A 22,234-nucleotide genomic window follows, 5' to 3' on the forward strand; every position below is an offset into this window, starting at 1 on the left:
ATTTTGCTGAGATATACGGTTTGCATAAAATATACAGCATCGCTTCTCCATATGCAAAGTTTGCAGCGAGCGGAACATTTCAATATAACTGCATGTACGTATGTTACGCATGTATCGTTTCTATTATTATTCATCTCATGTATTTGTCTCACCACTACCACTTTTCCAAACGATGACAGAATTGAAATTTTATGAATATGGCATAGCGGGTAAGGATACATAAGCAGGAGCGCGGTTCCGCCATACCTTTGCCAGCTCGCTTAGTTGGCAGTCGGGGTATAAAAGATGATAAGATAAAGCTGGACAGTGGAATGCTCCGTTTCTGTATACACATGGGCAGCAAAGGATAGAGCTGCGGCAGAATCGGGCGACTTTCGGCATACGGATGGAGCGGGAACCGCAAAACACGGCGTTGGCATACAAACAGCATGTGCAACATTTACGTGCACGGCAGTGTATTGGTTTGTATGACGATCAATGGAGGAATAGAATATGATGAAAACATTTTCCAGGCTGATTTTATCGATCGCGCTCGTTTTTAGTATGGGAGCCGGTACGGTTCAGGCAGCAGCGGCATCACCGGACATTCAGGTTATCGTCAACAATTCGACCGTTTATGTCGGTGTGACCGCTTACGTGGACCGCGGTACAACGATGATTCCCATCAAGGCGCTACAGTACATACCGGGCAATTCAACGATATGGAACAATATTAATCAAACGGTAACCGTCAGTCAGGACGGCAATGTGATCACGCTGGTCATCGGGCAGACGACCGCAACGATCAACGATCGCACGATTCAACTGCCGGTTGCGCCGACGATTCGTGACGGACGGGCAATGGTGCCGCTGCGCTTCATCGCAGAAGCCGCACAAGCGACGGTGTACTGGAATGCGACATCGCGCATCGTCTATGTTGCCAAAACACCGGATCAGAATTTGCGTCAACTGAGCGGTACCGATCTGGCAACAGCGCGTGAGGCAGCAGTGACAATCCCGCGCATTAACCGACTGAAGAGCTTCACTCCGTCTGAGGAGAGCGGCGGCATCTACCGCTATTATTTCCCAGAAGGACAATACTACCCATTCTTTGAACAACGTGGAGATGTCGTTTCTTACTATGAAATGAAGGACAATCACAGCGAGCTGGTATGGACAGCCAAGCTGGATCTGACCAAACAATCATCGAACAATCTGTTCTTCTTGCCGTACAGCATTGAGCAGGAAGATGGAACGATGCCGAGCATTTTGAGTAAAGTGGTATTCTTCGACAATCTGACAGCTAACGGCGTATCGCGTTACGGGTATATCGATAATCCGATTCAGCCGTCAACAACAACGACTCCTACTGGCACGACACAGACAGAAAATCGCTTTACCAACATACCGGAAGAGAAGCCGGTCAAATAAGCATAGCCAGTATCTACCTCGTGTTCGCTTCCTGCATAATGTAGACGGGGAAGCCGAACAGACAGACAGCGCTAGCAATACTGGCAGCATATACGATCCGCCGCGCCCGGCGGTTCATCATTCATCCGATTGTCCTGATCACAGCCGAACCTGCGCAGCAGTATGCAGGTTCGGCTGTTTTTTGCTGCCAAAGCCAGATGCAATTCTTGTAATCGCCAATATTCAGTCTGTCATTTCCACATCTGTAATGAAAAAGAAAGATAAAAGCGGATACAAAGTCATATCTATTTTAAAATATATCTAAAAAATGTACCAAAAAGTAAATATAGTACCAAATGATAACGCTACCAATAAAAATAGAACCAATAATATCACAAATCCGCATAAAGATATTCCTAACGACCGACGGAACGGGAATGGTAAGATAAATTTGTCAATAAGCAAGCGCTTTCAATCAAGTTGGTATTCCATCATATAAGAGCAGGGGTTGAACAGAAATGAAAAAATGGATGTTCCTTTTACTAGCAAGCGTACTGTTGTTGTCCGCATGTTCCAGCGGTGGCGGCAGCAGCGCAAGCTCCGATCCGGGCAAAAAAGAAATTACTGTCTGGGCATGGGACCCGAACTTTAACATCGCCGCATTGAATCTTGCCAAAGAAAAATACATGGCTGACCATCCAGACGTAACGATTAATATCGTCGAAAATGCACAAGCGGATATCGTACAAAAGCTGAACACCGGCTTGAACTCCGGTACGACCAAAGGTTTGCCAAACATCGTACTGATCGAGGACTATCGTTCCCAAGGTTTCTTGCAAGCGTATCCTGACGCATTCCGCGACATGTCCGATTCCATCAAAGCATCCGACTTCGCAGATTACAAAGCAGGTCCTACTAGCTATCAAGGCAAACAGTACGGTGTACCGTTTGACTCTGGCGTAACTGGTCTGTATGTACGTACCGACTATCTGGAAAAAGCAGGCTACAAAGTAGCTGATCTGCAAAACATCGATTGGGATCAATTCATCGAAATCGGTAAAAAAGTCAAAGCCGCTACTGGCAAAGACATGCTGACCCAAGATCCCAATGACCTCGGTCTGATTCGTTCTATGATTCAATCCGCAGGCTCTTGGTATCTGAAAGAAGATGGTACTACACCGAATATCGCGAACAATGCTGCACTGAAAACGGCACTGGAAACATACAAAGCGATGTACGATGCTAACATCGTCAAAGCAAACTCCGACTGGAGTCAATTCCTGGCTGCCTTCAACAAAGGCGATGTAGCCAGCGTTCCAACTGGTAACTGGATCACACCTTCTGTAAAAGCTGAAGCGTCTCAATCCGGCAAATGGGCAGTTGTTCCTTACCCTGTACTGAAAGGCGTAGCTAATTCCGTACACGCTTCTAACATCGGTGGTGCTTCTTGGTACGTCATGAATATGGACGGACAAGACACAGCCGCAGACTTCCTGAAATCCACGTTCGGTTCTGACAAATCGCTGTACAACGATATGCTGACCAAAATCGGTATCATCGGTACACTGAAAACCGCTTCCGAAAACGAAGCATATGACAAACCAGACGAGTTCTTCAGTGGTCAAAAAGTATATGCGGACTTCGCAAAATGGACGAAAGAAGTTCCAAACGTAAACTACGGTCTTCACACGTATGCAATTGAAGACATCATGGCAGTCGAAGTTCAAAACTACCTGAACGGTAGCAAAGACGTCGATACGATGATGAATGATGTACAAGCACAGGCTGAAGCCCAGCTGAAATAATCGCAACACGCAATGAACGAGAGATAAAACCTTGGGCTTAACGGTTCAAGGTTTTATTTTTCCGTATCGATAGGTTGAGATGGATATACCGAAGGAAACCGCAGGCGAGCCACTACACATAGACAAGCAGCAAACCGGCGATATGAGGGAGATGAAACCAGATGAAGACAGCAGAACCCGCTCTGAATCCGAGCAAAAAATCCACCCGTTCCCGCATGGGCAATCGGGTCAAAGAAGGCGTAACCGGCTGGCTGTTCGTTGGCGTAGCCGCCGCTATGATTGTGATCTTTTACTTCTATCCGATGATCCAAGCGCTGATCCTGTCGTTCCAGACGGGAACCGGCATGAATTTGAAATTTAACGGTATCGAGAACTATACGCGTCTGCTAACAGATAGTATGTTCCTGACCGCCGTCAAAAATACATTTATTTATCTCATTTTCCAAGTGCCACTGATGGTACTGCTGGCACTGTTTATCTCGGTGCTGCTGAATGACAAAAACCTGAAATTCAAAGGCTTTTTCCGTACGGCGATCTTCCTGCCGTGTATCACATCGCTCGTTGCTTATGCAGTTGTATTCAAATACCTGTTCGCACCGGATGGACTGGTCAACTCGTTGCTGATGAATATTCATGTCATCGGCGCACCCATTCAATGGATCACTGATCCGTTCTGGGCAAAAGTAACGATTATCCTCGCGATCACATGGCGCTGGACGGGTTACAATATGATCTTCTATCTGTCTGGTCTGCAAAATATCGATAGCTCCATTTACGAAGCGGCACGCATCGACGGTGCTTCGGCAGTACGTCAATTTTTCAGCATTACGGTTCCGCTGCTCAAACCGATCATTCTGTTCACGTCCATCACATCCACCATCGGTACACTGCAATTGTTCGATGAGGTTGTGAATATTACGAAGGGCGGACCGGGTAACGCGACGACGAGTATTTCGCAGTACATCTACAATCTGTCGTTTAAATATTCACCGGACTTCGGTTATGCGGCAACGGTATCGTATTCGATCGTCATTATGATTATTATTCTTTCCTTTATCCAGTTCAAAGTGGCAGGTGAGCGCAATGGCTAAAACGAAATTAACCTTTACGTATGTGTTTCTGATCATCGCCGCATTTGTCTCGATCTTCCCGTTCTTCTGGATGATCGTCAGCTCGACGAACTTATCGGTGGATGTGACTGGCGGACGACTACTGCCGGGCAGTCATCTGATCGAGAACTTGAGCAAGCTCGCTAGCTCGGTCGACATCTGGAATGCAATGTGGAACTCGGCGAAGATTGCGGTATCTACAACGATTCTGGCACTGCTGATCGCTTCGCTGGCAGGCTACGGCTTTGAAGTTTATCGCAGCAAAGCGAAGGATATCGTATTCAACATCTTGCTGCTGTCGATGATGATTCCGTTCGCGGCGCTGATGGTGCCGTTGTACCGGATGTTCGGCAAAATTACGAATGTAGTTTCGTTTATCGGGATCGATACGCCAGCGGCTGTCGTGATTCCGACGATGACGACTGCGTTCCTGATCTTCTTTTTCCGTCAAAGTACGAAGATGTTCCCGAAAGACTTGCTGGAAGCGGGTCGGATGGATGGGCTGAGCGAGCTAGGATTGTTCTTCCGCGTATATATGCCGACGATGAAAACGACATATGCGGCTGCGGCAATCATTACGTTTATGTCCAGCTGGAACAACTATCTGTGGCCGCTCGTTATTCTGCAAACGCCGGAGAATCAGACGATTCCGCTGCTGATCTCCAACCTCGGATCAAGTTATGCACCGGATTATGGTGTGATTATGATTGCGATTGTGATTTCGACGATTCCGACAGCGCTGGTGTTCTTCTTAATGCAGAAGCACTTTGTGGCAGGTATGGTTGGATCGGTGAAATGATGTTGCGCTGGTTTTATGGAAAAGATGGGTTGGGGGTGTGAGCTGGAACGCTCCGGGGAAGGGATTGTCCTGAAGTGTCGCCGTTAAGGACTGGATATTTTGAATTTCCGCTTAGGCGGAGAATATCCAGTCCTTACATGCGAGCGCTTCGCTCTTTTCAGGACAATTCCCTTCCCCTCCGCTCCGGCGCACACTCCCAACCCTTTTCCATGCACAGCGTAAATGATTTCACTCTGGGTGAGGAAGTAGGGAAGGGTGTTAAGGGCTAGAGCTTGGAGTTGGGTTTGGGATTAGGTAGTTTTTTGGCTGGCGGGGAGAGTTTTTTGTTTTGGTTGTTGGGTGGGAGACACTTTTTTTGTGTGGCTGTGTGGCTGTGTGGCTGTGTGGCGTTTGAAGTAGGATAGTACATTGACAGCTTTTGATGGATTTAAATTTACGTTGTATAAGAATAAGGAACTAATATATACACGATTTTATTATATTAAAATGGTTGATGGTGGCGGGATATAATAATTGGGTGAGTATTTTAACGGGATGGAGTGGATGATATGAGTAAGGCGGAAGTGCATGTTCGTGGGAAGCAGCGTGTGAGTGAGGCTTCGCTGGAGTGGTTGGCGGATACGTCGGTATTTGCGGTGAATCGGGTGGATGCGTATTCGGATCATCGGTATTATGCGTCGGCGGAGCAGGCGCAGGCTGGTAGGGAGATGGATTGGCGGTATTCGCTGAATGGGAATTGGAAGTTTCATTATGCGATCAATTCGGCGGCGCGTCCGCAGGATTTTTATAAAGACGGATTTTCTTGTGCGGGTTGGGGCGATATTGCGGTGCCGGGACATATTCAGACGCAGGGCTACGGGCAGATGCAGTATGTGAATACGATGTATCCGTGGGATGGCGTGGAGAATTTGCGTCCGCCGTTTATTTCGGAAGATTATAATCCGGTAGGCAGCTATGTGAAGCATTTTGTGCTGCCGGAGCAGCTGGATGGGGAACGTCCGGTGTATATTTCGTTTCAAGGTGTGGAATCGGCGTTTTACGTATGGCTGAACGGGCAGTTTGTTGGATATGGGGAAGATAGCTTTACGCCGTCGGACTTTGATCTGACGCCGTTCATGCAAGCGGGCGAGAATCGTCTGGCAGTGGAAGTGTATCAACGCAGTACCGGATCATGGTTAGAGGATCAGGATTTCTGGCGGTTCTCCGGTATTTTCCGTGAGGTGTATCTGTATACGGTGCCAGAGGTTCATGTACGGGATCTGCATGTGCATGCTGGTCTGGATGATGCCTATACGCAGGGACAATTGAACGTGAAACTGTCGCTAGAGCAGGGACAGTCTGCGAATGGTGCCAAAGCGGTACTGGAATTAAAAGATGCTGCTGGCAATGTAGTGACATCTGGCGAAGCGGCATTTGCGGATAGTGAACAGGGTGGACAAGCCAGCTTCCACGCGACGGTGGACCATGTATCCACTTGGAATGCGGAGCAACCGTATCTGTATACGCTATACATTTCTGTGTACAATGCGGCTGGCGAATTGACCGAAGTGATTCCGCAGCATGTAGGTTTCCGTCGTTTTGAAATGATTAAAAAAGTGATGTGCATTAACGGCAAACGCATTGTGTTCAAAGGCGTCAATCGTCATGAATTCAACTGCCGCACCGGACGTGCAGTGACCGAAGAGGATATGCTGTGGGATATTCGTACCATTAAGCAAAATAATATGAATGCAGTACGTACATCACATTATCCGAATCAGACGCGTTGGTATGAGCTTTGCGATCAGTATGGTATTTACCTGATCGACGAGATGAATCTGGAAAGTCACGGTTCGTGGCAGAAGTTAGGTGCGGTAGAGCCGTCGTGGAATATTCCGGGCGATCTGCCGGAATGGCAAGATATCGTGATGGATCGTGCGATCTCGATGGTCGAGCGCGATAAGAACCATCCGTCGATCCTCATCTGGTCATGCGGTAATGAGTCGTATGCTGGTCAGGTGATCCTGAATGTAGCAAATTATTTCCGCGCAACCGATCCGACGCGTCTCGTGCATTACGAAGGCGTATTCCACAATCGCGACTTTGACGATAGCAGCGATATGGAGAGCCGCATGTACGCGAAGCCAGCGGATATTGAGGAATACCTGAACAATGATCCGCAAAAGCCGTATATTAGCTGCGAATATATGCACGCGATGGGTAACTCCGTCGGCGGCATGCACAAATATACCGAGCTGGAAAACAAATATGAGCTGTATCAAGGCGGCTTTATCTGGGATTATATCGACCAAGCGGTGATGAAGAAAAATCGCTACGGCGACGAATATCTCGCTTACGGCGGCGACTATGACGACCGCGCGACCGATTATGGCTTCTGTACGGACGGTATCGTCTACGCTGACCGTAAGGTATCTCCGAAAATGCAGGAGGTCAAATTCCTGTATCAGAATCTGAAGCTGACCCCGGATCAACAAGGGGTGACTGTGCGTAACGAGAATCTGTTTGCCGGAACGGACGAGTATACGCTACTGTATCGTCTGTACCGCGAAGGTGTGCTGGTGCATGAGCAGCAGCTGGATGTACAGGTGGCGGCAGGCACAGAGCAGCATGTAGCAGTTACATTACCACAGACAGCTCAGCTGGCAGGTGAATATGCCATCCATGCGTCCTTCGTGCTGAAGCAGGCGACGCTATGGGCAGAAGCTGGGTATGAAGTGGCATTTGGTGAGCATGTGTTTATCGTGGAACATACACAGCCACAGCCGAATCCGGTTCGTATCGGTGAGTTGCGTATTGCTGAGGGCGATGTGAATGTGGGCGTACATGGTGACAATTACAGCATCATGTTCTCGCGTGGTGCAGGCAGTCTTACGTCGCTGCGCTACGATGGACGCGAGTATATTTCCACACCACCAGCACCGCTGTTCTGGCGTGCGACGACGGACAATGATCGCGGAACGGCGCAGGGCTTTACGTTAGGCGCATGGTTTGCCGCCAGCCTGACTCGTCGCTGTACCGGTATGCAGCTGGACAAAGGGGACGACCACGTTACGTTTACGTTCCAATATGCGTTCAGCATTCACCCGGATGTGAGCATGACGACTGTGTACACTGTGTACCGTGATGGCAGTCTGCATGTGAAATCTAGCTATGCTGGTGCCGCTGGTCTACCGGATCTGCCTATCGTAGCATTGTCGTTCAAAATCCCGGCGGATTATCATCATCTGAACTGGTATGCAATGGGACCAGACGAGAACTATATCGACCGCGCATTTGGTGCCAGACTGGGCACTTTCCAAAATGATGCTGCCGATAATGTATCTGGCTATGTTGTACCACAGGAGAGCGGCAATCGTACGGGAGTCCGTCGTGTGGACATTACCAACGATAACCGTCAAGGTCTGCGCATTACGTCTCCGGCAGACGCGCCGGTAGAGTGCAATATCTCGCCATACACCGCATTTGAACTGGAAAGTGCTGCGCATCTGTATGAGTTGCCACCTGTGCATTATACGGTCGTCACAATCGCAGGCAAGCAAATGGGCGTCGGCGGCGACGATAGCTGGGGCGCACCAGTACACCCGGAATACCGTATTCCAGCAAATACCGATCTGAGCTTTGCATTTACGATCACGCCATTCCGCGGCTAATCTACAAGCAAATACGAGCTATCTACTACTATCCCTGTTGTGTCACCATCGACATAACAGGGTTTTTTTATACCAAATATAGACTTTCAAAGTTGACATACCAAGTAAGCATATTATATAGTAGTCAAGATTACATTCCTAAAAATATACATAAAAGGAATAAGAATCAAAATAGCGGTTGAACGGAAATGCGAGACGATGCGAAGCCAATCAGCCGACTTTACTGGAATGATAAAGGAGAATACATATGATGAAATCTGTAATAAACATGCGCTTGACGATCATTATAGCGCTGCTTGTTTCGTTGACTGGATTATGGGGCAATGCGCCGTCTGCCAGCGCGGCAACGACACATACACCGATTATTTTCGTGCATGGTTTGGGCGGTTCTGCGAGTAATTTTACAGCGATTGAGAGTTATTTGACTCGTCAGGGCTGGTCGTCGAATGAGCTGTACGCGATTGATCTGCCTACGAAGAACGGTGTGCAAACACTGAACGCCGCAGCAATCCGCAGTAAAGTAGACGATGTACTGGCACGCACCGGTAGCACCAAAGTTAATATCGTCGCGCACAGCATGGGCGGCGCAAACAGCCTGTATTACATTCTGAACTACGGCGGTGCTGATAAAGTCGACAAGCTGATCACCCTTGGTGGTGCGAACCGCCTCACAACGAATAGCGCACCCGCAGGTGTGGACGTAACCTCGATCTATACGCTGAACGATCAGGTAGTTAGCAACTATCTGTCCATTCTGGATGGTGCAAACAATATCCGTATCGTTGGCGTCATGCACATTGGTCTGCTGTTCAACTCCAATGTGAATAGCCTCATTCTGGAAGCTTTGCAAAAGTAGCATTTGTATATTCGCACATCAACTTTCCAGCTTGCTGCATACGTAGAGTGCGCTATTATGACGTGCTTGCTTTGGTAGAGCGATCATAGCTTTGCGATGGCTTGCTCGTTGGATGGCGATACGAATAGTCGTCAATGAAATGTGCACGTATTACGGTCGGTCGGGCAGATGTTGCCTGAACCGATCCTTTTTTTTATACTGAGAAGAACGTAATAGATGCAACGGACAAAGGGGGGAAGATTGCATGGCAGATGTATCCTTTTACCGTCATCCGCAGTTGCCTTTTGTGGAGGGGAAACGGTGCCGGGCGGACGAGTTAGCGTATCATCGGCATTTTCATGAGGAGTATTCGATTGGGCATATTCATCGCGGGCGTACGCATGCGTGGTGCGATGGGCAGGAGTTGCAGGTGGAATCGGGACGGATGATTAGCTTTCCGCCGCAAATGCTGCATGCATGTCACCCGGAACAGGGGATGGCGTGGAGCTACGACATGTTATTTATCGACCCGGACTGGTTAAACGGAATGGAGCGGCGACAGGTAGAGCAGATTCATATTCCGTATTTGCTGTCAGAGGGAAAGAACCGCAATTGTCTGCTGCCAATGCAGCAAGCGATGCAGACGCTAATGAACGGCAGCGAGCCGCTTGAAACGGAAACGGCATTAATCTCGCTGCTGCACAGAATTACCGGCACAGAGCAGGGCGATCTGGAGCATGAGCAGATGTCTAATCAGCAGGATCGCAAGTATATTGGTATCGTGCGCGATTATTTGCATGCACATTTTGACCGACCGGTGCTGCTGGAGGAATTGGAGCAGGTGACGGATATTAGCCGCTTTCATCTGATTCGGCTGTTCAAGCAGTGGCAGCATGTGCCGCCGCATGCGTATCAAAATGTGTTGCGCATCAATTATGCCAAAGCTGAGCTGCATCGTCAGCGCCCGATTGCTGAAGTGGCGGCGGAAGCGGGATTTTACGATCAGAGCCATTTTACCCGTATGTTCACGCGGATTGTCGGTGTTACGCCGCGTCGGTATAAAGTATCGGTGTAAGCCAAAGCTCTAGTTGGATTTGTAGGATACAGATATTTCACGATGCAGCAGGGACACGTCGATGATGGATAGATGGTAGATAATAAAAGTTACTTGTTGTGACTGAGCATCATCTTGTAGACGATTGTCAGCAGTACAACGTTTTACAATGTGTCTGAGATCGTCGTCAGAGCAATTTTGTACAATATTTTGTCCTTCTCTTCCGGTAAGGTGTACGGAAAGGGAGGGATTTGGTATGAATCCAATCAATAGAGAGCAGCAAGTGATGACCGAAGCGGCGGTAGCGTTAAAATCCATTGCCCGCCGACCAGATGTTAAATCCAGTGTGGAGCACAATCCGCAGCTATATCGACTGTTACAACGTGCAGCGGCGCGTTATGTGACTGGAGATCAGCAATCACAGGCGCTGGCAGTGGCACAGCGTCTACGTCATGACGGATATGCCGTCTCGCTGGAATATATCGGGGAGAATACACGTACTCTTGCTGAATGTGAACATGCTACGCAAGAATTGGCAACATTGATCACGAGCATGGGGCAGCAGGGCATAAGCGGTCGAGTGTCGTTCGATCTGTCGCATATCGGACTGCTGTTGGACAAGGAGCTAGCGCTCCAGCATCTACTACAGCTCGGGGAGCTGGCACAGCCGCTAGGCATTGAGTTGTTCATCAGCATGGAGGAATCGGCGAAAACGGAATATATTTTGCATATCTATCAGCAAGCCGTCGCGAAGTATCCGTTGATCGGCATTACGCTACAAGCACATTTGCATCGTACGCTGGAAGATGCAGCAGCAGTGTTATCCGCTGGTGCCTATGTGCGGCTAGTCAAAGGGGCATATGAGGAGCCAAGCGACATATCGCTATCGCGTTCGGCAGAGCTGGATCAGCGCTATATAGAGCTGTTCCGACTGGCAGTGGAGCGTGGTTGTCATGTTTCGGTAGCTACGCATGATGAGTCGCTGATCGCATCGTTACTGGAGCTGGAGTGGAGTGGTGCAGCGAGTGTTGAGTTTGAATTGTTGTACGGCATTCGCCCAGAATTGTGTGTGCAGCTGCGGCAACAAGAACAGCCCGTACGTGTGTATCTCACCTACGGGCAGGAGTGGTATTTGTATCTGTGTCACCGGATTGCGGAGTATCCACCCAATTTGTTTCAGGCGCTGATTGATATCGTAGACGGACAGCGGGAAGAACCGGTGATGCAATATGTAACGTCAAGCTTTGATCCTAATCATTCCACCCATAGCGCCACGTAAATAAAGGTGATAAATAATAGCACAGGCGTAGCAGCTGCTAGCAGATATAATAAGGCTACACGCGGATTACTAAAATATTCTTTGAGTCGTTGCCAGTCGCTTTTTAGATATTGCGCTGTAACGTCGGCGTTGGCAGTATTCGGCGAATGAGTTTTCAGTGTGTGGATCATATTTTGTAATACGGTGATTTGTTCTGATTCACTTCTGCGTTTGAGTTCTTGTTGTAACTGTGCTTGTAATTCTATAATTGAGGGCTGTGTTGAAGAGTTCATCATTCGGACTCCTTTCTAATCATTTCCAGTTTCTATCAATATACCATACTATTAACAGCATACTGGTACAATACAAATACACACGGATCACCGACTTGAGCGGATGATCCGTGTGTATTTGCGTGTAGTCATCATATCGCTGAGCACGACAATTATTTCAATTTCAGCAGCTTGACCAGCTTATCGTGAATGGCGGTGTTCTGGTAGTTCCCGCTAAATTGATCGGAGCCGGGACCCAGTGCGGTCAATGCTACATCTACCGCACTGTGACCACCAGTTGTCCAGTCGATATAAAATTTCTCCTGCGAATTAGCTACGGTAAACGGTCCATCTTCCTTGGAATCGCCATCGCCAGATTCTTCCTCATCGTCGGCACCTTCGATTACCATGCCGCCAGTCTCGTGATCGGCGGTAACGAGGACAAGTGTGTCAGGGTGCTTTTTGGCGTAATCTTTGGCAACTTTGACCGCTTTATCGAGCTGTTGACCGGCTTGGATCGTTAACTCCGCATCATTGTCATGCGCCATCTCGTCGGTGCCTTCTTCCTCCACCATCAGGAAAAAGCCCTTCTTGTTGCTGGATAGCACATCTAGCGCTTTGGTAGTCATATCTGGCAAGGAGACGATTGGATTATACTTGTTGCCCAGTTCGTTATGTGCCTGAAACATCTCTTCGTTGGCGAACAGACCGAGCAATTTGCTACCTTTGGCTGCTTGTAACTCGGTGCTGTCCGTCACATAAGTATAGCCGAGTTGCTTGGCACGTTCGACTAGATTGCCCTGTGTACCTTTGCTGGCTTCGGTTGGATCTTCAGCTGGCGCATCGGTATGAGCACCGGGCGTTCCTTTCGGATACCAGAAGTCTTCCCCGCCACCGAGCAGCACGTCGATCTTGCTGTTCTCGATATACTGCTTGGCAATATCGCTCTGCGCGGAACGATTCTCCACATGTGCGCCAAAGGCGGCTCCGGTCGCATCCGTTACTTGGCTGGTGGTTACGACGCCGGTCGACATACCGGCTTTTTTTGCCAGTTCCATAATGGTTGTCACTGGTTTCTTGTTAACATCGACACCGATGGCGCCGTTGTACGTTTTCACGCCAGTGGCGATTGCGGTCGCTGCTGCTGCGGAATCGGTCACCAGATTGTCGCTGGAGCTGGTGCGTACGAGTCCGCTGACGGGTAGACTGTCCATTTCCAGCGTGCCATGTTTGCCGACAGTGGCGTAGCGGATCGCATTACGACTCGCTTCACCCATGCCATCGCCGATGAAGAGGATGACATTTTTGGGCGTGGCGACTTTGGCGGTGGTTGACGTTGGAGCTTTGGCAGGCGTCGTTTGAGCAGTTGTAGCCTTGGTTGTCGCTGCTGCGTCGGTTGTTGGTACGGTGCCTGCTAGCAGTGGCACACTTAATACTGCTACAGCGCTGGCAGCCAGTGCCGCTTTTTTCAGAGAAGATTTGTTCATCATTCACACCCCTATATGTATTCATATGATGTATTGATCATATAAGAGTACTGTTATGTCTACATGTTTATTTTGTAAATTACATATGAAATTGCTTACAAATAGAAGGAGTGTCATTATTTTCTTCTCATTGGAATCATATATTCAGCCAAATAGCCAGCATAGTGCAACAGCCAGACCGCGGTAGATTAGACTGGGAAAAGACAAAACTAGATCGACGGTCGCATCCAGCCATGACTGCTTGCTCCAACGGCGTTCCATGATCGGTTGTGACATAGTAAAAGCCCCTTTCGATGAACTGAGAATAGGTCTGAAAATGAACAATGGACAAGGTAGCAGTATATAGCTTGGGTATAAGTATTTGGCATGCAGTATCCTTTTTTGTAAAAGGATGTAACCTTTTATACGTTTGAATATAGCGAAGGTTTGCATAAATATTTTGGTATAGCAAAAAGTCTACTGTTCATATTCATGGCAACAGATGATGGAATATCGCTTGCTTTGCAAGTTCATGTAAACGGAATATAAACAAACTCAACCTGTAGGTGGAGATACATTCCATCTATCGGTAGAGTTACATGTCCCGCGGCAGCTGTATCATAAAGACATACCTTTGATACGGGAGATGAGAATGATGTCCAATCTGTCCAATATGTTGTTGAATCGCTCCACCCTGCTTACGCTTGTGATCAATGGGGTATTGCCGTGGTTAGTGTACATGTGGTTACTGCCGCATACTAGCGGATTGTTCGCGTTATCGATCGCTACGCTGATTCCGCTGCTGGACAATGTGCGCAGTATATGGAAGCATCGCAAACTGGACGTATTTGGCGGATTGATGTTATTCGGATTTGTACTCAGTCTGGTGATGGTATTGCTGGGTGGCAGTGAGAAACTGCTACTGATGAGAGAGTCGTTCATTACTGCCGCCGTTGGATTGTTGTTTCTAGGATCGCTGTTGATGCCACGCCCGCTAGTCTTTTACATGGTAGCGCGGTTTGCCCGTTCGGTATCGCCGGAGGAGAACTGGCAGTATTCGTACTTCCGCCGTGTCATGCGCAATATGACATGGATCTGGGGCATCGGACTGCTGCTAGAAGTGAGTGTGAAGATTCTGATGATCCATCATCTGAGTACGACGCAAGTATTAGCGCTCTCGACACCAGTATCGCTGAGCATGATTGGTGGAATTGTACTGCTCAACATTGTGTATCGTCGCCGTGCAGCCGTACACATGAGACAGTTAAAAGAACAAGCGTAACCATATGGATCAAATCCATACTAAAACAATTCAAAGTATTTTCACGTATACCCATCATATTGTGATTATATTCACAATAGTGCCTATCCCACCGTGCTATCATGAGAAAGTAAAGACAATCAGTCACAGTCAAAGCAATTCAAAATAGATAGCGGAGGGAATAACGATGAGTACGCATGTGGTATATGTGCCAAGTACAAATCTGATGGGTAAAGGCTGTTTGGCGGAACTAGGTAATTTTATAACGGAACCGGGTTTTCAAAAGGCGCTGGTCGTGACGGACCATTTTTTGAATCATAACGGAACGGTATGCAAGGTGCTGAATATGCTGGAGGGCGCGGATATTGACTACAAAGTGTACGATAACGTCAAGCCGAATCCGACGATCCGCAATGTGTATGACGGTGTCACATGTTACCGCGATCATCAATGCGACTTCATTATTTCGATCGGCGGCGGTTCTCCGCAGGATGCTGCCAAAGCGATCGGTCTGTATGTGAATAACGGCGGCGATCTGCGAGATTACGAGGGCGTTGGCAAAACGCAAAACAAATCCGTGCCGATTGTAGCGATCAATACCACCGCAGGCACATCAAGTGAATATACGATCAACTATGTGATCACCGACGAAGAGCGCGGCGTGAAGATGGTGATGGTCGACAAAAATTGTCTTGTTAGCATCTCGGTCAACGACCCCGAGCTGATGGTGGACAAACCAGCAGACTTGACCGCTGCAACAGGGATGGATGCACTGACTCATGCGATTGAAGCGATTGTTACACCTGGCGCTTTTACCGTTACCGATGCGACTGCGCTGGCAGCAGTGGAGATTATTTTTAAATATCTACCGCGTGCTGTGCGCAACGGACACGATATCGAAGCACGCGAGCAGATGAGCTATGCGATGTTCCTCGCTGGTCTGGCGTTCAACAATGCTGGTCTTGGGTATGTACATGCGATGGCGCATCAGCTGGGCGGCATCTATGATCTGCCGCACGGTGTGTGCAATGCGATGCTGCTGCCAATCGTCGAGAATGAGAATGCCAAGCACGACGCAACCAAATTCCGCCGGATCGCCTGTGCTGCTGGTATCGACACTACCGACAAATCCGATCTGCGCTGCGCCGAAGAACTGATTGGCGCCATTCGCATACTGGCGGAGGAAGTAGGCATTCCTTCCAAACTAAAACAACTTGGCGTCGAGCAAGTCGATCTGGAGCTGCTCGCCGATCATGCGATGCAGGACGCCTGTGCGCCCGGCAACCCGTATCAGCCGGACAAGCAGGAAGTCATTCGCATGTTCCAAGAGATTCTGTAATCCAGAGATCGTATCATGCCAAACATTCCATCATACCAAACATGCCTTCATCCAGATCGATTTCTTCGCCTGCTATGGACATCCAGTAGGCAGTGATCGTTGTACCAACAAACTCATACTTCTCTACCAGCCGCCTTTTGTTCCTGTATGGAGCAGAAGGCGGTTTTGTGTTTCAGTGCGATATGATCATTGGCTCGGAGCAGTCCACAATTCCCGTCACCACACATACCTTTTATAAAATAATGCAAAACATACATTCCGTACTTTAAACTTACGCTCACTATTGTTAGCATAGAACTACAGATCAAACCGAACAAATGCACCCCTATTCACGTCTACACCCTATAACCCATTTTAGAACTCAGTTCAGGAGATGACCGATGACCGCAAATATTACTGTTGAACATGTATTGATCGCCGATAGCAAGGGCAGCTTTGTAACCCGTCCGCTGCCAGAAATTCAAGTGGAGCTGGCAGGCATTCCGGGCGACCGCCATTACGGATTGCTGCGCCCCGCCGATGTACGCCAGAAAATATACAAACGCGGCACGATGATTGCCAACCGCCGCCAGATTAGCATCATCTCGTATGAAGAATGCGCAGAGATCGCTGCCCGCATGAAGCTGCCGGAGATTCAGGCAGAATGGCTGGGCGCCAACATTATGCTCAAAGGGCTAGAATCGCTCACCACATTGCCGCTCGGTACACGAATACTATTTCCCGATGGCACGGGGCTGATCTGCGAAGGCGAGAACCCGCCGTGCATATTGCCCGGTAAAGTGATCGAGAGCGTCAGCGGCATCGAAGGCATCAAATCGCGCTTCGTTCCCGCCGCCAAACAACGCCGCGGCATCGTCTGCTCGGTAGAACGCGAGGGTGTTATTCGCTCCGGTGATGAAGTCCGCATTATTTTGCCCAAGTAAATAAATATTCAGCGGCGCAGCAAGGAGGGGAGTTCCCATTATGAGCCAACAACTTCGATTGTCCACCATTCAGCAATGGTGCGGCAAGACGTCCTATACCAAAGGCATGTCCTACTACCGTGATGGCAAAGTCGGCTTTACGATGTATGACGATCATCTGCTGCAATACGAAGCGGACGTACAAGTCAAAGCCAGCGAGATTGAGCATGTATCGCTACGTATGGAAGAGGGACGCGATGTGCAGGCTGTGTGCACCTGTCCCACATTGTCATCGTATCGCTATTATTGTCAGCATATCGCGGCAGTTCTGATTCATGTACATGAATCCAGATTACATCAGGAGCCGCCGCAACTGATTGCGCCACGAACAGCTGAGTCGACATCCACATCGGCAACAGCAACACGGAATCGTGCAAAGCGGATCAATGAGATGCCTGACGATCATACTAGACGTACAGATTTGCCTGACGAGAACACGCGCGCTATCGTTCATCATCCTATTCATCGCTCTGTTCATTCTACCAATGAGAATGAGGCACATGCTGCTGGCGACTTATCAGCTATGAATGAGCAGCAGCTTGCTAGTGAACTGCTGACTCTGTTTGCCGGACCGCCCCAGCGTGCGGCTGGACGACGGCGATATTTGGAAACACGGGATGAGCTGGCGGTGCAGTTTATTTGCCGTCCAGTCGCGTATGGCAACGGTCAATATCGGCTAGGTATCGAAATGAAGGCGGGACCGAAGCGACTGTATGTCGTGCGTCAATTGCGCAGTCTGCTAGAGAGTATCCGCCGCCGCGAAAGCTATCCGCTGACAGCACGCTTCAGCTATGACCCGGAACTGCATAGCTTCACTTATGCAGATAACGAAGTGATTCGTCACTTGCTACAGATTGCCGAGGATGAACAACCGGACGAAGCATACAGCCACAATAACAGGCAACGTCGCACTTCAGCATCGATACGTACAAGCCAATGGGATCGAGCAGAGGGGAGCAATAGCTATACTCGCGCCATCCCATTATCTACACAGGCAAACAAGGCAGGCAAAAGCACTCTGTCTGCCATCAACGAACGGATGCTGATCATTCCCGTATCTCACTGGCACAGTCTGCTGGTCGCTCTACGTCAATGTCCGTCAGCACGCATCGCGGTTGGCGAACAGGACTTGCCGCTTCTTTGCCAGCAGGGCATGTTACCGCTGCATTTTGCATTGGATGCTGTGAAGACTATCCGCACGAGGAACGGTAATAACGAGCAAAGCAAAGATGATCGCCGCAGTGAGCTAGTCGTGCGCGGTTTGCAGTCTATGATCGTGCTAGAAGCATATGGTGCAGTGTTAAATGGAGCTGAGCTATGGTTGCTGGACGAAGATTTGTGCCGCCGCTTGAGTCGTCTGCAAACGTTGCTGCATTACAGCAATGAACAGAACGGCGAACAGCGGCTAACTTTATCGCCGGAGCAGCTGGAGCCATTTGTCCAGCAGGTCATTCCCGGTCTGATGAAGCTAGGCACGGTACAACTGACCCGCGGCGTCTCCGACCGGATTGTACAGACACCGCTACAAGCGAGGTTGTATCTGGATCGGGTGCGCGACCGATTGCTGGCAGGATTGGAATTTCAATATGGCGATGTTGTGCTGAATCCGTTAGAGCCGGAACAGGGCAAGGATGAACAGGAACGCATCCTGCTGCGTGACGGAGAGCGGGAAGAACAGATTTTGCAGATCATGGAGGAAGCGGAATTCACCGCGACCGAAGGTGGTTATTTTCTGACCGATGAAGATGCGGAGTATGAATTTCTGTATCGTACCGTGCCCAAGCTGGAAAAGCTGCTGCATGTGTATGCCACCTCTATCGTCAAAACACGCATCCAGCATCCACTATCTGCACCGCGTCTGAGTGTGCATACCGATCACCGGCATGACTGGCTGGATTTCAAATTTCAGCTGGATGGTATTCCCGAGGCGGCGATTGTGGAAGTGCTGCAATCGCTGAAGGAGCAGCGGCGGTATCATCGGCTGCCGAACGGATCGTTTTTGCCATTGGAGGATGAGGCGTTTCAACAGGTCGCCGATTTTATCCGTAAAACAGGAATGGCGCTGCCCGATGATGTAGCAGAGCCACTGGAACAGGGCATTCTGTTCAAACTGCCTGTTATATACGGCATCGAAACGCTGGATGTGCAGGATGAGAATGAATATGTACGCTTCGACCGCTCGGTGCGCCGACTGCTCGACAGTATCAAGCATCCGGGTCGTCACGATGATCCGGTCCCACCTTCGCTGGAACCTATATTGCGCGATTATCAGCATGCTGGATACCAGTGGATGCGAACGCTGGCACGATACGGTTTTGGCGGTATTCTGGCGGACGATATGGGACTAGGCAAAACGCTGCAAAGTATAGCGTTTATCCTGTCAATGGCAGATGATATTCGTCGTAGTGGGCGTCCCGTGCTAGTCGTTACCCCGTCGTCACTCGTATACAACTGGCAGTACGAATTGAACCGGTTTGCCCCAGAATTGAAGGTGCTGTTGATCGACGGCAGTAAGGAAGTTCGCACAGAGCGCTGGCAGCAGGTGCTGTCCCAAGAGCCGGACACGTACGAGCAGAATGTCGGTACAGAGCAGCAGCCATTCGATGTGATCGTCACCTCGTATCCGCTGCTGCGCCGCGATATTGAGTGGGCTAGCACGCATGCGTACCATACGCTGATCGTCGATGAAGCGCAAAATTTCAAAAATGCGCTAACGCAGACTGCCCGCGCGGTGAGCAAGATTCAGGCGAAGCACCGCTTCGCCCTGACTGGTACGCCAATCGAAAATTCCGCCTATGAGCTGTGGTCGATCATGCATGTGATCATGCCGAAGCTGCTAGGCACGCGCAAGTATTTTGCCGATCTGGATCATGCGGTCATTGCGGCGCGTATTCGCCCATTTGTACTGCGGCGCATGAAGTCGCAGGTGCTGCACGAATTGCCGGACAAGCAGGAGACGACATTGGTATCCGAACTGCTGCCAGAGCAGAAGACGCTATACGCTGCCTATCTCGCGCAGCTACAGCAGGATGCGCTGGAACATCTGCATGAGAAGAATTTTGCTGAAAATCAGATCCGCATCCTCGCTGGATTAACCCGCTTGCGGCAATTGTGCTGTGATCCGTCGTTGTTTGTAGAAGGATATGAGGGTAGTTCTGCCAAGCTTGAGCAGTTGCTGGAAGTCGTGCAGGATTATCGAGATTCCGGGCGCCGGATGCTGATCTTTTCCCAATTTACCAGCATGCTGAAGATTATTGGCAATCGCTTGCGGGAACAGCAGACGTCTTACTTTTACCTGGATGGGAATACTCCTTCTGCTGAGCGGTTGGAGCTGTGTCAACGATTCAATGAAGGGGAACAGGATGTATTTCTAATTTCGCTAAAAGCGGGAGGAACCGGGCTGAATCTGACTGGTGCAGATACGGTCATTCTATACGATCTGTGGTGGAATCCGGCGGTGGAGGAACAAGCTGCCGATCGGGCGCATCGGATGGGGCAACGCAACAAAGTGCAGGTGATCCGTCTAGTCGCTCGTGGAACGGTAGAGGAGACGATGCTGGAACTACAACAAACGAAGAAAGAGCTGGTACAGCAAATGATCCAGCCCGGTCAGGCAAAATTATCGGCGCTGACAGAGCAGGATATTCGAGAATTGTTGATGATTTGAGTCTTCGCAATGAATCACGGTCAAACGGTTGGTGAGGGCATATGCGAATTCATGCCTTCTACCGCTGTGATCATAACCGAATGATGGGCGAGCAGATCAAGGTCAAATGGAGCCGTGAGACGCTCGCCCTGTTCGTCGAATAAGATACGCACGATAGGACGCTGCGGAATCTCGGAATGAATATGCACCACTACACCTTTGAATCCGGTGCTGAGTGTGACGGTTACACCGATAGGGTAAATGGCAACCCGGCTTTTGAACACTTCCAGCATGGAACGGTCGTACAGCGTGCCAGAACCGGAATATAGTACATCCAGCGCCTGATGGGGCAGCATAGCCGCACGATATACCCGGCTGGTTGTCAGCGCATCATACGAATCGGCAATGCCGATCCATTTCGCATACTCATGAATATCCGGTTCCTTGATGCCGCGTGGATACCCGCTTCCGTTCAGACGCTCGTGATGCTGGTACGCACAATGAGCAGCTAGCAGTGGAATCCCTGGCTCGTCCTTGAGGATTTTGAATCCGTATTCGGTATGCAGCTTGATCGTATTATATTCGTCATCTGTCAGCTTGCCCGGTTTGAACAGAATTTCATTCGGGATATGTGCTTTGCCGACATCATGCAGTAAGGAACCGATACCAAGCACGCGAAGCTCATCCGTAGAATAGCCATGCACCTTGCCTAGTAACAATGTATAAATACAAACATTCAGTGAATGATGATACAGATAATGATCCTTTGTATGCATGCTCATCAGCATAACCATCACTTCTGGATTGCTGCTCAGTTCTCTCAGAATCGTATCTACGATACCGGCAAATGACTTGCCAATGACGGGATACATCGTCTTTTGGGTGTTGGGATCAGCCAACCTGCAAAAGTGTGTACGTATTTCCTTGAGTGCACGTCGTTTCGTTTCAGCGGAAATAATGTCTTCCGCCATAACATCATCAGTGTCCTTGTCCTGAATGTAGACATAATCCAGCCCGTGGTTATACAGCTTACGGATGATGCCGGTAGTCAGTTCAGCACTTTCTGCTAGCAGTACGACACCTTCGTCATTATATATTTTTCTTGCCAATCGCATCCCGGGTTGGAGCGAGGTAATGGGTAATAGCCTCAATATGGTCACTTCCATCTATTCAGGAATTATCATGATCAGTATGCAGAGTGCGTCCATAGAGTTATAGCTGCTGAAGCATGATATGTATGTATGGGGAACGATATAAAGGAAGATATGTGCAGATCTAGTAGAACGTTATCAGAAATGTATAAAAGAAAAGATATACTATATATCGTCAGACAAGCGTAAATCTATAATGATTATAGGACGGATTTTTAAAATACGATAGACTTCAGGG

Annotated in this window: 16 protein-coding genes; 12 read left to right on the plus strand and 4 right to left on the minus strand. The window is 49.1% G+C overall.

The features are described from left to right. Positions 1–492 precede the first annotated feature (492 nt). The 8 genes from ACDE64_RS01085 (at position 493) to ACDE64_RS01120 (ending at position 11,920) form a co-directional block, all read left to right on the plus strand. Positions 493–1,410, plus strand: a complete 918-nt coding sequence (locus ACDE64_RS01085) for a copper amine oxidase N-terminal domain-containing protein (RefSeq protein ID WP_411344717.1) — start codon at positions 493–495, stop codon at positions 1,408–1,410. A 497-nt stretch (positions 1,411–1,907) separates the two neighbouring features. Then, positions 1,908–3,194 (plus strand): ABC transporter substrate-binding protein, encoded by a 1,287-nt coding sequence (locus ACDE64_RS01090; RefSeq protein ID WP_411348709.1) that lies wholly within the window; start codon positions 1,908–1,910, stop codon positions 3,192–3,194. 161 nt (positions 3,195–3,355) lie between these two features. Further along, entirely contained in the window at positions 3,356–4,285 is a 930-nt protein-coding gene (locus ACDE64_RS01095) for a carbohydrate ABC transporter permease (protein ID WP_411344719.1), read from the plus strand. Continuing rightward, a complete protein-coding gene (locus tag ACDE64_RS01100) occupies positions 4,278–5,102 on the plus strand; it encodes a carbohydrate ABC transporter permease (protein ID WP_411344720.1) in 825 nt (274 codons plus the stop codon). The genes ACDE64_RS01095 and ACDE64_RS01100 overlap by 8 nt, the downstream gene beginning before the upstream one ends. 548 nt (positions 5,103–5,650) lie before the next feature. Further along, complete coding sequence (locus ACDE64_RS01105) at positions 5,651–8,752, plus strand: glycoside hydrolase family 2 TIM barrel-domain containing protein (protein WP_411348710.1); 3,102 nt, start codon at positions 5,651–5,653, stop codon at positions 8,750–8,752. 250 nt (positions 8,753–9,002) lie between these two features. Further along, on the plus strand, positions 9,003–9,608 hold the full coding sequence (locus ACDE64_RS01110) for an esterase/lipase family protein (RefSeq protein ID WP_411350202.1): 606 nt from the start codon (positions 9,003–9,005) through the stop codon (positions 9,606–9,608). Between the two features lie 244 nt (positions 9,609–9,852). Further along, positions 9,853–10,662: an AraC family transcriptional regulator gene (locus ACDE64_RS01115; RefSeq protein WP_411348711.1), complete on the plus strand. Its 810-nt coding sequence runs from the start codon at positions 9,853–9,855 to the stop codon at positions 10,660–10,662. Positions 10,663–10,897: 235 nt separating this feature from the next. Then, complete coding sequence (locus ACDE64_RS01120) at positions 10,898–11,920, plus strand: proline dehydrogenase family protein (protein WP_411348712.1); 1,023 nt, start codon at positions 10,898–10,900, stop codon at positions 11,918–11,920. Here ACDE64_RS01120 and ACDE64_RS01125 read toward each other — a convergent pair. The 3 genes from ACDE64_RS01125 to ACDE64_RS01135 all read right to left on the minus strand — a co-directional run bounded on the left by ACDE64_RS01125 (position 11,896) and on the right by ACDE64_RS01135 (position 13,934). Beyond that, positions 11,896–12,195: a hypothetical protein gene (locus ACDE64_RS01125; protein WP_411348713.1), complete on the minus strand. Its 300-nt coding sequence runs from the start codon at positions 12,193–12,195 to the stop codon at positions 11,896–11,898. The genes ACDE64_RS01120 and ACDE64_RS01125 overlap by 25 nt on opposite strands. A gap of 149 nt (positions 12,196–12,344) precedes the next feature. Next, positions 12,345–13,658 carry an alkaline phosphatase gene (locus tag ACDE64_RS01130; protein WP_411350203.1) on the minus strand — a complete coding sequence of 438 codons (1,314 nt, stop codon included), beginning with the start codon at positions 13,656–13,658 and terminating at the stop codon, positions 12,345–12,347. Positions 13,659–13,802: 144 nt separating this feature from the next. After that, positions 13,803–13,934, minus strand: a complete 132-nt coding sequence (locus ACDE64_RS01135) for a hypothetical protein (RefSeq protein WP_411344725.1) — start codon at positions 13,932–13,934, stop codon at positions 13,803–13,805. Positions 13,935–14,289: 355 nt separating this feature from the next. Between ACDE64_RS01135 and ACDE64_RS01140 the strand changes: the two genes are divergently transcribed. The 4 genes from ACDE64_RS01140 (at position 14,290) to ACDE64_RS01155 (ending at position 20,866) form a co-directional block, all read left to right on the plus strand. Then, positions 14,290–14,919 (plus strand): VC0807 family protein, encoded by a 630-nt coding sequence (locus tag ACDE64_RS01140; RefSeq protein ID WP_411348714.1) that lies wholly within the window; start codon positions 14,290–14,292, stop codon positions 14,917–14,919. Between the two features lie 166 nt (positions 14,920–15,085). Further along, positions 15,086–16,237 (plus strand): iron-containing alcohol dehydrogenase, encoded by a 1,152-nt coding sequence (locus ACDE64_RS01145; protein WP_411348715.1) that lies wholly within the window; start codon positions 15,086–15,088, stop codon positions 16,235–16,237. A gap of 380 nt (positions 16,238–16,617) precedes the next feature. Further along, complete coding sequence (locus ACDE64_RS01150; protein ID WP_411348716.1) at positions 16,618–17,160, plus strand: MOSC domain-containing protein; 543 nt, start codon at positions 16,618–16,620, stop codon at positions 17,158–17,160. A 40-nt stretch (positions 17,161–17,200) separates the two neighbouring features. Beyond that, complete coding sequence (locus ACDE64_RS01155) at positions 17,201–20,866, plus strand: SNF2 helicase associated domain-containing protein (protein ID WP_411348717.1); 3,666 nt, start codon at positions 17,201–17,203, stop codon at positions 20,864–20,866. A gap of 20 nt (positions 20,867–20,886) precedes the next feature. Here ACDE64_RS01155 and ACDE64_RS01160 read toward each other — a convergent pair whose 3' ends face one another. Further along, a complete protein-coding gene (locus ACDE64_RS01160; RefSeq protein WP_411346660.1) occupies positions 20,887–21,960 on the minus strand; it encodes an HD-GYP domain-containing protein in 1,074 nt (357 codons plus the stop codon). Positions 21,961–22,234: the final 274 nt, after the last annotated feature.

Source organism: Paenibacillus sp. WLX2291 (assembly GCF_046603665.1).
Lineage (GTDB): Bacteria > Bacillota > Bacilli > Paenibacillales > Paenibacillaceae > Saccharibacillus.

What these genes read in the sequence shown, in the direction of transcription:
- ACDE64_RS01130 (WP_411350203.1), bottom strand. Translation starts at nt 13,658, where the DNA reads ATGAACAAATCTTCTCTGAAAAAAGCGGCACTGGCTGCCAGCGCTGTA.
- ACDE64_RS01160 (WP_411346660.1), bottom strand. Translation starts at nt 21,960, where the DNA reads ATGCGATTGGCAAGAAAAATATATAATGACGAAGGTGTCGTACTGCTA.
- ACDE64_RS01115 (WP_411348711.1), top strand. Translation starts at nt 9,853, where the DNA reads ATGGCAGATGTATCCTTTTACCGTCATCCGCAGTTGCCTTTTGTGGAG.
- ACDE64_RS01140 (WP_411348714.1), top strand. Translation starts at nt 14,290, where the DNA reads ATGATGTCCAATCTGTCCAATATGTTGTTGAATCGCTCCACCCTGCTT.
- ACDE64_RS01110 (WP_411350202.1), top strand. Translation starts at nt 9,003, where the DNA reads ATGAAATCTGTAATAAACATGCGCTTGACGATCATTATAGCGCTGCTT.
- ACDE64_RS01100 (WP_411344720.1), top strand. Translation starts at nt 4,278, where the DNA reads ATGGCTAAAACGAAATTAACCTTTACGTATGTGTTTCTGATCATCGCC.
- ACDE64_RS01135 (WP_411344725.1), bottom strand. Translation starts at nt 13,934, where the DNA reads ATGTCACAACCGATCATGGAACGCCGTTGGAGCAAGCAGTCATGGCTG.
- ACDE64_RS01150 (WP_411348716.1), top strand. Translation starts at nt 16,618, where the DNA reads ATGACCGCAAATATTACTGTTGAACATGTATTGATCGCCGATAGCAAG.
- ACDE64_RS01145 (WP_411348715.1), top strand. Translation starts at nt 15,086, where the DNA reads ATGAGTACGCATGTGGTATATGTGCCAAGTACAAATCTGATGGGTAAA.
- ACDE64_RS01105 (WP_411348710.1), top strand. Translation starts at nt 5,651, where the DNA reads ATGAGTAAGGCGGAAGTGCATGTTCGTGGGAAGCAGCGTGTGAGTGAG.
- ACDE64_RS01095 (WP_411344719.1), top strand. Translation starts at nt 3,356, where the DNA reads ATGAAGACAGCAGAACCCGCTCTGAATCCGAGCAAAAAATCCACCCGT.
- ACDE64_RS01125 (WP_411348713.1), bottom strand. Translation starts at nt 12,195, where the DNA reads ATGATGAACTCTTCAACACAGCCCTCAATTATAGAATTACAAGCACAG.
- ACDE64_RS01155 (WP_411348717.1), top strand. Translation starts at nt 17,201, where the DNA reads ATGAGCCAACAACTTCGATTGTCCACCATTCAGCAATGGTGCGGCAAG.
- ACDE64_RS01120 (WP_411348712.1), top strand. Translation starts at nt 10,898, where the DNA reads ATGAATCCAATCAATAGAGAGCAGCAAGTGATGACCGAAGCGGCGGTA.
- ACDE64_RS01090 (WP_411348709.1), top strand. Translation starts at nt 1,908, where the DNA reads ATGAAAAAATGGATGTTCCTTTTACTAGCAAGCGTACTGTTGTTGTCC.
- ACDE64_RS01085 (WP_411344717.1), top strand. Translation starts at nt 493, where the DNA reads ATGATGAAAACATTTTCCAGGCTGATTTTATCGATCGCGCTCGTTTTT.